Annotated in this window: 11 protein-coding genes and 1 pseudogene; 11 read left to right on the plus strand and 1 reads right to left on the minus strand. The window is 65.0% G+C overall.

Going from position 1 to position 13149, the window contains the following annotated elements; genetic code table 11:
* Positions 1–250 precede the first annotated feature (250 nt).
* The 10 genes from ACTEK7_RS19240 to ACTEK7_RS19285 all read left to right on the plus strand — a co-directional run bounded on the left by ACTEK7_RS19240 (position 251) and on the right by ACTEK7_RS19285 (position 10176).
* Entirely contained in the window at positions 251–1285 is a 1035-nt protein-coding gene (locus tag ACTEK7_RS19240) for an ABC transporter substrate-binding protein (RefSeq protein ID WP_225146425.1), read from the plus strand.
* 23 nt (positions 1286–1308) lie between these two features.
* Positions 1309–2349 carry an ABC transporter ATP-binding protein gene (locus ACTEK7_RS19245; protein ID WP_225146426.1) on the plus strand — a complete coding sequence of 347 codons (1041 nt, stop codon included), beginning with the start codon at positions 1309–1311 and terminating at the stop codon, positions 2347–2349.
* Entirely contained in the window at positions 2346–3221 is an 876-nt protein-coding gene (locus tag ACTEK7_RS19250; protein WP_225146427.1) for an ABC transporter permease, read from the plus strand. The genes ACTEK7_RS19245 and ACTEK7_RS19250 overlap by 4 nt, the downstream gene beginning before the upstream one ends.
* Positions 3218–4024 (plus strand): ABC transporter permease, encoded by an 807-nt coding sequence (locus ACTEK7_RS19255; RefSeq protein ID WP_225146428.1) that lies wholly within the window; start codon positions 3218–3220, stop codon positions 4022–4024. The genes ACTEK7_RS19250 and ACTEK7_RS19255 overlap by 4 nt, the downstream gene beginning before the upstream one ends.
* A gap of 8 nt (positions 4025–4032) precedes the next feature.
* A complete protein-coding gene (locus ACTEK7_RS19260) occupies positions 4033–5169 on the plus strand; it encodes an NAD(P)/FAD-dependent oxidoreductase (RefSeq protein WP_036021801.1) in 1137 nt (378 codons plus the stop codon).
* A 31-nt stretch (positions 5170–5200) separates the two neighbouring features.
* Positions 5201–5497 carry a (2Fe-2S)-binding protein gene (locus ACTEK7_RS19265; RefSeq protein WP_025034065.1) on the plus strand — a complete coding sequence of 99 codons (297 nt, stop codon included), beginning with the start codon at positions 5201–5203 and terminating at the stop codon, positions 5495–5497.
* A complete protein-coding gene (locus tag ACTEK7_RS19270) occupies positions 5494–6912 on the plus strand; it encodes an FAD/NAD(P)-dependent oxidoreductase (RefSeq protein ID WP_225146429.1) in 1419 nt (472 codons plus the stop codon). The genes ACTEK7_RS19265 and ACTEK7_RS19270 overlap by 4 nt, the downstream gene beginning before the upstream one ends.
* On the plus strand, positions 6909–8030 hold the full coding sequence (locus tag ACTEK7_RS19275; RefSeq protein ID WP_225146430.1) for an NAD(P)/FAD-dependent oxidoreductase: 1122 nt from the start codon (positions 6909–6911) through the stop codon (positions 8028–8030). Before ACTEK7_RS19270 ends, ACTEK7_RS19275 begins: the two co-directional genes overlap by 4 nt.
* 13 nt (positions 8031–8043) lie before the next feature.
* Positions 8044–8391, plus strand: coding sequence for a RidA family protein (locus ACTEK7_RS19280; RefSeq protein ID WP_028138431.1), 348 nt, complete (start codon positions 8044–8046; stop codon positions 8389–8391).
* 171 nt (positions 8392–8562) lie between these two features.
* Complete coding sequence (locus ACTEK7_RS19285; RefSeq protein ID WP_225139276.1) at positions 8563–10176, plus strand: ABC-F family ATP-binding cassette domain-containing protein; 1614 nt, start codon at positions 8563–8565, stop codon at positions 10174–10176.
* A 192-nt stretch (positions 10177–10368) separates the two neighbouring features.
* On the opposite strand, the pseudogene ACTEK7_RS19290 reads toward ACTEK7_RS19285, so the two are convergent.
* Positions 10369–11702, minus strand: a pseudogene (locus ACTEK7_RS19290) (dicarboxylate/amino acid:cation symporter).
* Between the two features lie 126 nt (positions 11703–11828).
* Between ACTEK7_RS19290 and ACTEK7_RS19295 the strand changes: the two are divergent.
* Entirely contained in the window at positions 11829–13142 is a 1314-nt protein-coding gene (locus ACTEK7_RS19295) for a solute carrier family 23 protein (protein WP_035998458.1), read from the plus strand.
* The last annotated feature ends 7 nt before the right edge of the window (positions 13143–13149 follow it).

Here is a 13149-nt window from a genome sequence, read left to right on the forward strand (position 1 = left end):
ATGCAGAGGGTGCCATTATTCATTGGACGATGGAAGCTTGGGTCTGCGATCTTTTTCATCAGGACTGGAGACAGCCCGCTTTTTCGGCAGATTGGAGGTGTTCAACCCTCCAGATCGCGCCAAAACCCGCCGAATGGGGGCCGGAGCCCTGATCGGAGAGTGATTCGCGCGGAAGGAAATGCGGCAACGCGCTTCAGCCAGCGAGACTCGTCGGCACGTCACCTCATTCCGGTATTGGAGATCGGTCCACATGAAGACTCTTCGCCTTCTGACCGCGGTCAGCATCGCAGCGCTCATTGCCGTCCCCTCGGTCGCCTCGGCCCAGCAGAAAACGCTCTACGTCGCCGGCTATGGCGGCTCGTTTGAGAAGACCATCCGCGACGAGGTGATCCCGGCCTTCGAGAAGGAGAACGGCGTCGAGGTCGAATACGTCGCCGGCAATTCCACCGACACGCTGGCCAAGCTCCAGGCGCAGAAAGGCAACCAGCAGATCGACGTTGCCATCGTCGATGATGGCCCGATGTACCAGGCCATCCAGCTCGGCTTCTGCGGCAAGCTCGACGGCTTGCCCGCCGATCTCTACGACACTGCACGCTTCAAGGACGATCGCGCGGTTGCGATCGGCATCGTCGCCACCGGGCTGATGTACAACACGAAGGTGTTCAAGGAGAAAGGCTGGGCGCCGCCGACCTCGTGGAACGACCTGAAGGACACGAAATACGCAAAACAGCTCGTGATTCCACCGATCAACAACACCTACGGTCTCGAAGCGCTGGTGATGCTGTCGAAGATGAACGGCGGCGGCGAGACCAACGTCGAGTCCGGCTTCAAGATCTTCAAGGAGCAGATCAATCCGAACGTGCTGGCCTATGAGCCGTCGCCGGGCAAGATGACCGAGCTGTTCCAGTCCGGCCAGGCCGTGATCGCGGTATGGGGCACCGGCCGCGTGCAGAGCTTCGCCAATACCGGCTTCCCCGTCGACTTCGTCTACCCGAAGGAAGGCGCAGCGACGCTGCTGACCACGGCGTGCCCGATCAACAAGCCCAATGCTTCGCCGCTGGCTGCGAGCTTCGTCAAGATGCTGCTCGATCCGAAAACCCAGCTCGTGATGCTGAAGGACTACGGCTACGGCCCGGTGCTGAAATCGCTGGTGATCCCGCCCGAGCTCGGCAAGATGGCGCCGATCGGCGAGCGCGCGGCCAAGCTCTACAATCCGGACTGGACCGTGATCAACGAGAAGCGCGAGGAGTGGACCAAGCGCTGGAATCGCGAGGTCGAACGCTGATCGGTCGCCGCGGAGACAGCGTCATGGCCTATCTCGAGCTCGATCGGGTCGCAAAGCAGTTCGGCACGCAGACTGTGGTCGATGACTTCAGCCTGTCGGTGGGGAAGGGGGAGTTCATCTCCTTCCTCGGCCCGTCCGGCTGCGGCAAGACCACGACGCTGCAGATGATCGCGGGCTTCCTCGATCCGACGCGCGGCGCGATCCGCCTTGAGGGCAAGGACCTGACCGTGATCCATCCGGCCAAGCGCGGCCTCGGCATCGTGTTCCAGAGCTACGCGCTGTTTCCGCACATGACCGCGGCGGAGAACGTTGCCTTTGGCCTAGAGATGCGTGGCGTGCCGCGCGCTGAAAGGTCCGAACGCGTCCGCGCCGCACTCGCGATGGTGGGCCTCGCCGGATACGAGGATCGCCATCCGCGTCGCATGTCCGGCGGCCAGCAGCAGCGCGTGGCACTGGCGCGTGCGCTGGTGATCAAGCCCAGCGTGCTGCTGCTCGACGAGCCGCTGTCGAACCTCGACGCCAAGCTGCGCGAGGAGATGCAGATCGAGCTGCGCCAGATCCAGCGCACCGTCGGCACCACCACGATCCTGGTCACGCATGACCAGAACGAGGCGATGTCGCTGTCGGATCGCATCGTGGTGATGAGTCAGGGCAAGATCGAGCAGATCGGCACGCCACAAGAGACCTATGAAAGGCCGGCCTCGGCCTTCGTCTCGCAATTCCTCGGCAAGACCAACGATTTTGCCGGAACGATCGACCGGACCGTCGCGCCGACGCAGTTGGTGGCCGGCTCCTGGCGCGCACCGGCGCCGGCTGGGCTCGGCGGTCCCGTCACCGTCAGCGTTCGCCCCGAAAGAATCGGCTTTGGCGATACAGGGCTCAGCGCAAAAATCATCACGCGCATCTTCCAGGGCAATCACTGGCTGTTCCAGTGCGACAGTGAATGCGGCCCGGCGATCGTGATCCGCCAGAACGACGGCAAAGCGCAGCCGGCCGAAGGGGACGCGGTTCGCCTCACCTGGCGGCCCGAAGACATGAGCGTTCGCGTGAGGGCCGGCGCATGAGCATGGCGGCCGAGGAGCGCAGCCTGCCCGCGCCGTGGGTGCTGACCGCACCCGCCTTGATGCTGTTCGTCGGCGTGCTGCTGATTCCGCTGGCGATGACGGTGATGCTGTCGTTCCACGATTGGGGCCAGTACAAGGGCATCGAGCCGGTCTTCATCCTCAAGAACTGGCACGAGATCGCGACCGATCCGTATTACGCCGAGATGTTCTGGCGGACGTTCCGCATCGCCATCCTGACCACGCTGCTCACGGCGCTACTCGGGGCACCGGAAGCCTATATCCTCAACCGCATGAGCGGCCGCTGGAAGAGTTTTTTCCTCCTGGTCATTCTGGGGCCGCTTCTCATCTCCGTGGTGGCGCGCACGCTGGGCTGGGCCCTGCTGTTCGGTGGCAACAACGGCCTCGTCAACAAGCTGCTGATGTCGCTCGGGCTGATCGGCTCCCCCATTCCCTTCATGTTCACCGAAACAGGCGTGGTGATCGCGCTCGCGCATGTGATGATGCCGTTCATGGTGCTCTCGGTGTGGGCGGCGCTGCAGCGGCTCGATCCGCAGATCGAGAATGCTGCGATGTCGCTCGGCGCGGGCCCTGCGACCATCATCCGCCGCATCATCATGCCCCAGATCATGCCGGGCGTGCTGCCGGGCGCCATCATCGTGTTCTCGCTCTCGGCCAGCGCCTTCGCGACGCCGGCGATCATCGGCGGCCGCCGCCTCAAGGTCGCCGCGACGCTCGCCTATGACGAATTCCTCAACACGCTGAACTGGCCACTCGGTGCCGCCGTCGCAACGCTGCTGCTGGCCGCATTGGTGCTGATCGTCGTCGGCAGCAACGCACTGATCGAACGCCGCTATGCGGAGGTGTTCCGATGAGCCGGAACGGTCCGCTCGCGCTGATCTTCCACACCGTCTTCGTCATCATCATGGTGGCGCCGATCCTGGTGGTCTGCCTCGTCGCCTTCACGCCCGAAGGTTTTCTGTCGCTGCCGACCAACGGGTTTTCGCTGCGCTGGTTCAAGACGATCCTGAATTACCCCGAATTCATTCACGCCTTCTGGGTCAGCCTCGGCCTTGGCGCGTTGTCCTCCCTCGTGGCGCTGCTGTTCGCGGTGCCGGCGGCGCTGGCGATCGCGCGCTATCGCTTCCGTGGTCGTGATGTGCTGGCGGCGCTGTTCCTGTCGCCGCTGATGATCCCACATGTGGTGCTCGGCATCGCCTTCCTGCGCTTCTTCACTTCGGCCGGTCTCGGCGGCAGCTTCGCGGCGCTGATCGTCGCGCATGTCATCATCGTGTTCCCGTTCGCGCTGCGGCTGACGCTGGCGGCGGCGACCGGCATGGACCGCACGGTCGAGATGGCGGCGGTCTCGCTCGGCGCCGGCGGCTGGACGCTGTTCCGCCGCGTGACCTTGCCGCTGATCCTGCCCGGCGTGATTAGCGGTTGGGCGCTCGCCTTCATCCAGTCCTTCGACGATCTCACCATGACCGTCTTCCTTGCTGCGCCCGGGACCGAGACGTTGCCGGTCCGCATGTTCCTTTACATCCAGGACAACATCGATCCGCTCGTGACGTCGGTCTCGGCCTGCGTGATCGCAATCACCATGGCCGCCCTCATTTTGCTCGACCGCTTCTACGGGCTCGACCGTGTGCTCGCTGGCAAGGGCGATACGGGACGATAGGAGAACTCATGTCAGGAGATTACGACGTCGCCGTCGTCGGCGGCGGACTGCTCGGCTCCGCCATTGCCTGGGGCCTCGGCCGGCTCGGCAAGAAGGTCGCCGTGCTCGACGAAGGCGACATCACCAAGCGCGCCTCGCGCGCGAACTTCGCATTGGTGTGGGTGCAGAGCAAAGGGCTCGGCATGCCGGCCTATACGCGGTGGACCGTGCAGGCCTCGCAGGCGTGGGGCCGGCTGGCCTCCGAGCTGAAGCAGCAGACCGGCCTCGACGTCGCCCTGCAGCAGAACGGCGGTTTTCATCTCACGCTCGGCGAGGACGAATTCGGCCAGCGCACCGAGCTCGTCAAGCGCATGCACAACCAGGTCGGCGCGGCCGACTACAAGATGGAGATGCTGCGGCCGTCCGAGGTGAAGGAGGCGCTGCCGCTGATCGGCCCCGAGGTCTCCGGCGGCAGCTATTGTCCGCTCGACGGCCACGTCAATTCGCTGCGCACCTTCCGCGCCTTCCACACCGGCTTCATTGCGTTCGGCATCGACTATTTTCCGGAGCGTCCGGTCTCGGCGATCAGCAAGAGCGGGGGCGAATTTCGGCTGATCACGCCGCAGGGCGAGCTGCGCGCCGCCAAGATCGTGCTCGCCGCCGGCAACGCCAACCAGACGCTGGCGCCGATGGTCGGCCTCTTTGCGCCGATGGGCCCGACTCGCGGCCAGATCGTCGTGACCGAGCGCACCATGCCGTTCCTGCCGCATCCGCTGACCACGATCCGCCAGACCGACGAGGGCACGGTGATGATCGGCGACAGCAAGGAGGACGAGCTCGATGATCGCACGCTGAAGCCGTCGATCAGCGGCGTCATGGCCGATCGCGCGCAACGCATGTTCCCGCATCTGGCGCGGCTCAACGTGGTCAGGAGCTGGTCCGGCATTCGCGTCATGCCGCAGGACGGCTTTCCGATCTACGACCAGTCGGAGACGCATCCCGGCGCCTTCGTCGCCTGCTGCCATTCCGGCGTGACGCTCGCCTCCAACCACGCCTTCGAGATCGCGCGCATGGTGGCGCAGGGCGCGCTCGAGCCGGAGCTGGTCGGCGCGTTCTCGGCCAGCCGTTTTGGCGGCGCAGGTGCTGCGAACAGCAGCGGCTACTAGAGATTCTGAGAAGGAGCCAAGAGGCATCCCCATGTTCAAGCGATCCGAACAGGACAAGCGGCCACAGGTGCAGATCTTCGTCGATGGCGTCGCGGTCGCAGCGCGCCAGGGCGACACCGTCTCCGCCGCACTGCTGGCCTCCGGCGTTGACGCACGGCGTTCCACCGCGGTGAGCGGCGCGCCGCGTCTGCCTTATTGCATGATGGGCGTCTGCTTCGACTGCCTCGTCACCATCGACGGCGTCGGCAACCGGCAAGGGTGCCTCGTGCCCGTCGCCGAGGGCATGCAGATCGAAATCCAGAAGGGCAAGCGGGAGATCGGAAAATGAGCGTGGCTCCCAAGCGCGAAAACTATGACGTCGTGGTGATCGGCGCCGGGCCCGCGGGCCTTGCGGCTGCCGCAACATCCGCCAAGGCCGGCCTCTCGACGCTGCTGCTCGACGAGAACATCGGCCCCGGTGGCCAGGTGTTTCGCGCCATCGCCTCGACGCCGGTTACCGAGCGCAATCAGCTCGGCGCCGATTATTGGGTCGGGGCCGATCTCGTGCAGTCGCTGCGCGCGAGCAATGCGGAGGTCATTCACCGCGCCACCGTCTGGAGCCTCGACCGCAATCTCGATATCGCCGTCTCGATCGGCGGCGCCTCGGCCTTTGTCAAGGCGAAACGCGTGATTCTCGCGACCGGTGCGCTGGAGCGGCCGTTCCCAATTCCCGGCTGGACGCTGCCGGGCGTGATGACCGCCGGCGCGGCGCAGACCATGCTGAAGTCCTCGGCCCTGGTGCCCGACGGACGCACGGTGATCGCAGGGCAGGGGCCGCTGCTGTGGCTGCTCGCCGCGCAGATACTGCGGCTTGGCGGCCGCATCGATCGCATCCTCGACACCACCCAGCGCGGCAATTATTTCGCCGCGCTCCCGCACGCTTTCGCCTTCCTCACCTCGCCCTATTTCGCCAAGGGCCTGTCGATGATGCGCGAGGTGAGGGCGAAGGTGCAGGTCGTCTCCGGCGTCACCGAGCTTGCGGCTTCCGGTGATGGCCAGCTTGCCAGCGTGAGCTACGTCGCCGGCGGCAAGCGCGAGACCATCGCTGCGGACCTGTTGCTGCTGCATCAGGGCGTCGTGCCCAACGTCAATCTGGCGATGTCAGCCGGCATCGAGCATCGCTGGGATGATCTGCAATTGTGCTGGTCGCCAGTGCTCGACGCGAGCGGCAATTCGTCGGTCGCCGGCATCGCGATCGCCGGTGACGGGGCCAGCATCGGCGGCGCGAGTGCAGCCGTGGTGCGCGGTCGCATTGCCGCGCGCGCCGCCGTCGAAGCACTGGCGCCCGCTTCTGCCGCAAAACTTCCCGCAATGGCGACGCTCCGTTCCGACCTCGCCAAGGCTGAGCGTGGTCGCCTGTTCCTCGACACGCTGTTCCGCCCCGCGCCGCAGTTCCGGATTCCTTCAGGCGATACCATCGTCTGTCGTTGCGAAGAGGTCACGGCAAAGGACGTTCTCGATTCCGTCGCGATCGGCGCGACCGGGCCGAATCAGCTCAAGGCCTATCGCCGCACCGGCATGGGCCCGTGCCAGGGCCGGCTCTGCGGCCTCACCGTCACCGAGCTGATGGCGGGGGCGCGCGGCAAGACCCCGCAGGAGATCGGTTACTACCGGCTGCGCGCGCCGGTGAAGCCGATCACGCTGGCCGAACTCGCCGCCGTTCCCAAGAGCGAGGCCGACGTCAAGGCTGTGGTGCGCGGATGAGCACAAATGTGGATGCGATCGTCATTGGCGGCGGCATTCACGGGTGCTCGACCACGCTGCATCTGTGTCTCGCCGGCCTGAAGCCGGTGCTGATCGAGAAGGACTATGCCGGCCGTCACGCCTCGGGCGTCAATGCCGGCGGCGTCCGGCAGCTCGCGCGGCACATTCCCGAGATTCCGCTGTCGATCCGCTCGATGGACATCTGGGAGAAGATCACGGATCTCGTCGACGACGATTGCAGCTTCGAGAGCTACGGCCAGGTGCTGGTCGCCGAGAACGAGGAAGAACTCGCCCTCTGCCGCGCGCGCGTCGCCGAGCTCAATGCGCTGGGCTTCACCCACGAGGAGCTGATCGACGCCGCCGAACTGCGCCGGCTGGTGCCGGCGGTGGCCGAGACCTGTCCCGGCGGTGTGGTTTCTCGGCGTGACGGTGCGGCCAATCCGGCGCAGACGACGACGGCGTTCCGCCGCAAGGCCGAGCAATTGGGCGCAACTGTGCGCGAAGGCGTAGCTGCCGGCAGCATCCGGCACCGTGACGGCCTCTGGCACGTCGATGCCGGGTCGGAGAGCTTTGCCGCGCCGGTGCTGGTGAATGCTGCCGGCGCCTGGGCCGGCAGGATCGCGGCTCATCTCGGCGAGCCCGTCGCGGTCGAAACCGTGGCGCCGATGCTGATGATCACCTCGCGCGTGCCGCACTTCATCGACCCCGTCGTGATCCTGCGTGGTCGAAAGCTGTCCTTCAAGCAGTTCAAGAACGGCACCGTGCTGATCGGTGGCGGCCATCTGGCGACGCCCTATCAGGATCGCAACGAGACGGTGCTGGACTGGAAGAGCCTTGCGACCAGTGCGCAGACCGTGTTCGAGCTGTTTCCGGTGATGCGCAGCGCCAACATCGTCCGTGCCTGGGCCGGCATTGAAGCCAAGATGAAGGACGACATTCCCGTGTTCGGGCCGAGCTCGCGTCACAAGGGCCTCTATCACCAGTTCGGCTTCTCGCTGCACGGTTTCCAGCTCGGCCCTGGCGCCGGCGCCGTGATGGCGGAACTGATCGTCAACGGCGGCACCCAGACCCGTATCGGCGAACTCGGCATCGACCGCTTCCACCCTTCCACGCTCTAAACAAGAGGATATCATGAGCATCACCCGCAGCATCCGCACGCCCATCATGCACCGCGCCGTCGAAGCCAATGGCTTCGTCTTCCTCGGCGGCACGATCGCCGACGACACCTCGGTCTCGATGGGCGAGCAGACCCGCAACATCCTCGGCAAGATCGCCGGCTATCTGAAAGAGGCGGGAACCGACAAGAGCCGCGTGGTCAGCGCCTCGATCTTCGTCACCGATCTCTCCAAGAAGAAAGAGATGGACGCGGCCTGGACCGAATTCTTCGGCGACAACCTGCCGACCCGCGCCACCGTCGGCGTCGCCGATCTCGGCGGCGGCGCGCTAATCGAGGTGGTGGTGACCGCGCTCAAGGGCTGATGGCGCACGGCGAGGAAGGACGACAGCGCCAATCACGCTGTTGTCTCCTCGAGCCGCGCCTTGATCTCGCCTTTTGATGGGACTAGTTAGAGAGTTCCTCAATCAGGATCTTCGCAGCCATGGATTTCTCTCCGACCGCAACGCCCATCCGCCTTGCTCACGGGGAATTCCATGCCTGCTTCAATCGTCCTGTCGAACCTGTCGCTGTCCACGCCTGACGGGCGCTCTCTTTTCTCAAACCTCGATCTGACACTCGGCGCCGAGCGAACTGGTCTCGTCGGCCGTAACGGCGTTGGCAAGACGACGCTGCTTGCGTCGATGCTCGGCGAACATGTTCCTCAGTCGGGACGCGTTCTGATCAACGGCACTATCGGCTTGTTGCGCCAGGACGTGCAGGTTCTTGCCGGCGCGACCGTGGCGGATCTGTTCGGCGTGCGGCCGGCGCTCGAGTTGCTGCGCCGTGCCGAGCGGGGCGACGCCTCCGCCGACGAGGTCGCTGCGGTCGACTGGACGCTCGAGACGCGGCTTGAGGCCGCGTTGGCGCGCCTCGGGTTCGATCCGTCTCCCGATACGGCGCTGTCGTGCCTGTCCGGTGGCCAGATCACGCGGGTTCGTCTCGCCGCGCTGGTGTTCGCTGCGCCTGACTTCCTGCTGCTGGACGAGCCCACCAACAATCTCGACCAGGACGGACGCAAGGCCGTCACCGATCTGCTGTCTGCCTGGCGCGGCGGCGCGATTATCGTCAGCCACGACCGGACACTGCTCGACACCATGGATGCGATCGTCGAACTGACGTCGCTCGGCGCGACGCGATATGGTGGCAATTGGAGCAGCTTTCGAACGCAGAAGGCCATCGAGCTCGCGGCTGTGAGGCACGATCTCGCGCATGCCGAGAACCGCCTGTCCGAGATCGACGGGAGGGCGCAGGAGGCCGCGGAGAAGAAAGCGCGCAAGGACAGCGGCGGCAGAAAGAAGCGCGCCAAGGGCGACATGCCGCGCATCCTGGCCGGCGCCCGCAAGGATCGCAGCGAGGACACCGGCGGCAAGAATGCGCAAATCGCGGAGCGGCAGCGCGCGGAGGCGCTTCAAGCCATCGACACGGCGCGCCGGCGCATCGAGGTTCTTCAGCCGCTCTCGGTCAAATTGCCCGCAACCGACCTGCCGGCGGGGAGGGAAGTGCTTTGGCTTGACGGTGTCAGCGCTGGCTTTTGGCCGGAGCAGCCTGTCGTGCGCGACCTCTCATTTGCGGTGGTCGGGCCGGAGCGCGTCGCGCTGGTCGGGCCCAATGGCTCCGGCAAGACGACGCTGCTGAAGCTCATCGTGGGCGAGCTGCGTCCGCTTGCGGGCATCGTGCGGCTCAGGCCGGATTTCGCGTTGTTCGACCAGAAGGTCAGCCTGCTCGACCCGGCGCGCTCCATCCTGGACAATTTTCGGCGTCTCAATCCGAAGGCCGGTGCGAACGAGTGCCATGCCGCGCTGGCCCGGTTCATGTTTCGCGCCGATGCCGCCTTGCAAATCGCCGGGAGCCTGAGCGGCGGGCAAATCTTCCGCGCGGGCCTCGCTTGCGTGCTGGGCGGGCAGCCGCCGCCGTCGCTGCTGATCCTGGACGAGCCGACCAATCATCTCGACTTCGAGTCCATCGAAGCCGTCGAGGCCGGCTTGCGGGCCTATGACGGCGCACTGCTGGTCGTCAGCCATGACGAGGCGTTCCTGCAGGCGATCGGGATCACGCGGCGGATCGAACTTGCCGCCAATTTGCCGCGCATCGATGGCGGGATCGTCTGATCCCGCTTGGCGCTCTGGATCTGGCTGTGATTTTCAAAAGCCCGACGCCCTGCCCCCAGCGCGTCGGGCGGAAAAAAATGAGTATAAATCCGTGATCCCAACGCCATTGTTGTGACGCGGGCCGCATCGATTTTCTACTCCGGGAAACTACCGCATCGGAACCAGGCTTCGTCTGCCCACCGATTGCGCGGCCTAGGATGCCGCGCCTCCACCCGGCTCCAGCGCCTCGCCGATCTCCAGCGGATGCGCCATGGTCTCGTGCAGCGCGTCGCGGTCGAGCTCGCCTTCGGAGATGCTGATGACCACGCAGGCAACGCCATTGCCGATCAGGTTGGTGAGCGCGCGGCATTCACTCATGAACTTGTCGATGCCGACCAGGATCGCGATCGACTGGATCGGGATATCAGGCACGATCGACAGGGTCGCAGCGAGCGTGATGAAGCCGGCGCCGGTCACGCCCGAGGCCCCCTTGGAGGTGATCATGGCGATGCCCAAAATGCCGAGCTCCTGCCAGATGGTCAGATGGGTGTTGGTCGCCTGCGCCAGGAACAGCGTCGCCAGCGTCATGTAGATGTTGGTCCCGTCGAGGTTGAAGCTGTAGCCGGTCGGGATGACGAGGCCGACCACGGAGCGTGAGGCGCCGAGATGCTCCATCTTCTGGATCATCTGCGGCAGCACGGTCTCGGAGGACGAGGTGCCGAGCACGATCAAGAGTTCGTCCTTGATATAGGCGATGAAGCGCAGGATCGAGAAGCCGGCGAGCCGGGCGATCGAACCCAGCACGATCAGCACGAACAGGATACTGGTCAGATAGAACGTGCCGATCAGCGCGGCGAGATTGAGCAGCGAGCCGAGGCCGTAGGCGCCGACGGTGAACGCCATGGCGCCGAAGGCGCCGATCGGCGCGACGCGCACGATGATGCGGATGATGCCGAAGAACATCTTCGCCGCCTTGTCGATCGCGTCCGCGATGGGCTCGCCGGCCTTGCCGAGAAAGGCGATGGCGAAGCCGGAGAGAATCGAGATCAGCAGCACCTGCAAGAGGTCGCCGCGCGCGATCGCCCCGAGATAGCTGTCGGGAATGATCGCCATCAGGTGGGCGACGATGCCCTCTTCCTTGGCCTTGGTGACGTAGGTCGCCACCGAATTCGGGTCGATCGTGGCTGGATCGATGTTGAAGCCGTGCCCGGGCTGGAGAATCTCCCGACCAGAAGGCCGACCGCGAGGGCCACGGTCGAGACCGTCTCGAAATAGATCAGCGATTTCAGCCCGACCCGGCCGACCCGCTTCAGATCGCCCATCGAGGAGATGCCGTGCACCACGGTGCAGAAGATCACGGGCGCGATCATCATCTTGATCAGCGCGATGAAGCCGTCGCCGAGCGGCTTCAAGGCCTTGCCGAGATCGGGATAGACATAGCCGATGAGCACGCCGAGTGCGATCGCGATCAGCACCTGGACGTAGAGGATCTTGTACCAGGGCTGGTGCCGGCGCTGGATGGCTGACGGGATCGCAATCTGTGTCATAATGTAGGCTCGGGAACGGATTGATCGTGGATGATTTGCATCATGTGATGGGCGCCGCAGAAGCGACAATCACATTTTTGTCTGTTGGCACGACCATCGGTCGTTGCGTCGAACTTGGGTGGGAACATGACGATCGCAACAGGCTCGGACGAGCAGAGCTATTTTCCACGTTGGAAGCTCAAGACCTCGGGCGTGATCATGCCGGAGGAGCGGCTGTCCTGGGGCCAGACCATCGTCTCGGGTCTTCAACATTGCGTCGCGATGTCCGGTGCGACGATCATCGCGCCGCTGTTGATGGGGTTCGATCCCAACGTTGCAGTTCTGTTCTCCGGCGTCGGCACGCTGATCTTCTTCGTCATCGTCGCCGGGCGCGTGCCGAGCTATCTCGGCTCGAGCTTCGCCTTCATCGCCGTCGTCATCGCCGCCACCGGCTATGCCGGGCAGGGGCCGAACCCGAACCTGTCGGTTGCGCTCGGCGGCATCGTCGGCGCCGGAGTGCTGTATGGCCTGATTTCGCTGGTCGTGATGTGGTCCGGTGTCGGCTGGATCGAGCGGCTGCTGCCGCCGGCCGTTACCGGCGCTGTCGTCGCCGCGATCGGTCTCAATCTCGCGCCGGTGGCGGTCAAGGCAGTGAGCGCCAATGCCTTCGACACCTGGATCGGGCTCGCCACCGTGCTGATCATCGGCGTGGTGGCCGTTGCAGCGCCAGGCCTGTGGCGCCGCCTGCCGATCATCCTCGGCGCTGTCGGCGGCTATCTCTTGTACCTGCTTTTCGCGAACGGCCTCGGTTTCAGCAAGCCCATCGATTTCACGCAATTGTCGGCCGCGCCGTGGCTCGGGCTGCCGAACTTCACTGCGCCGAGCTTCCATGCCGATGCGATCTTCCTCATCGCGCCGGTTGCGGTCATTCTCGTTGCCGAGAATCTCGGGCACATCAAGGCCGTTGGCGCCATGACCGGCCGAAGCCTCGATTCTTATCTTGGCCGCGCCCTATTCGCCGACAGCTTAGCTACCATCGTGGCAGCGTGCGGCGGTGGTACCGGCGTCACCACCTATGCCGAGAACATCGGCGTGATGGCGGCGACCAAGGTCTATTCGACCCTGCTGTTTGCGTTCGCAGCCTTGGTGTCGATCCTGCTCGGCTTCTCGCCGAAATTCGGCGCGCTCATCCTGTCCATCCCGGGTCCCGTCATCGGGGGGCTTTCGATCGTGCTGTTCGGATTGATCGCGGCGATGGCCGGACGAATCTGGGTCGAGAACAAGGTCGACTTCGCTAATCCTGCGAACCTCATCACGGTCGCGGTGGCGCTGATCGCAGGGGCCGGCGATCTCACGCTCAAATTCGGTGCATTCACGATCGGCGGCATCGGCACCGCGACCTTCGGCGCGATCATCCTCTATCAGATCTTGACCTCGCCGCGCGCGCAGCGAGCCGACTAGATCCCGG

Source organism: Bradyrhizobium sp. JHI2711, assembly GCF_056156565.1.

What these genes read in the sequence shown, in the direction of transcription:
- ACTEK7_RS19275 (WP_225146430.1), top strand. Translation starts at nt 6,909, where the DNA reads ATGAGCACAAATGTGGATGCGATCGTCATTGGCGGCGGCATTCACGGG.
- ACTEK7_RS19240 (WP_225146425.1), top strand. Translation starts at nt 251, where the DNA reads ATGAAGACTCTTCGCCTTCTGACCGCGGTCAGCATCGCAGCGCTCATT.
- ACTEK7_RS19245 (WP_225146426.1), top strand. Translation starts at nt 1,309, where the DNA reads ATGGCCTATCTCGAGCTCGATCGGGTCGCAAAGCAGTTCGGCACGCAG.
- ACTEK7_RS19285 (WP_225139276.1), top strand. Translation starts at nt 8,563, where the DNA reads ATGCCTGCTTCAATCGTCCTGTCGAACCTGTCGCTGTCCACGCCTGAC.
- ACTEK7_RS19295 (WP_035998458.1), top strand. Translation starts at nt 11,829, where the DNA reads ATGACGATCGCAACAGGCTCGGACGAGCAGAGCTATTTTCCACGTTGG.
- ACTEK7_RS19280 (WP_028138431.1), top strand. Translation starts at nt 8,044, where the DNA reads ATGAGCATCACCCGCAGCATCCGCACGCCCATCATGCACCGCGCCGTC.
- ACTEK7_RS19270 (WP_225146429.1), top strand. Translation starts at nt 5,494, where the DNA reads ATGAGCGTGGCTCCCAAGCGCGAAAACTATGACGTCGTGGTGATCGGC.
- ACTEK7_RS19255 (WP_225146428.1), top strand. Translation starts at nt 3,218, where the DNA reads ATGAGCCGGAACGGTCCGCTCGCGCTGATCTTCCACACCGTCTTCGTC.
- ACTEK7_RS19250 (WP_225146427.1), top strand. Translation starts at nt 2,346, where the DNA reads ATGAGCATGGCGGCCGAGGAGCGCAGCCTGCCCGCGCCGTGGGTGCTG.
- ACTEK7_RS19265 (WP_025034065.1), top strand. Translation starts at nt 5,201, where the DNA reads ATGTTCAAGCGATCCGAACAGGACAAGCGGCCACAGGTGCAGATCTTC.
- ACTEK7_RS19260 (WP_036021801.1), top strand. Translation starts at nt 4,033, where the DNA reads ATGTCAGGAGATTACGACGTCGCCGTCGTCGGCGGCGGACTGCTCGGC.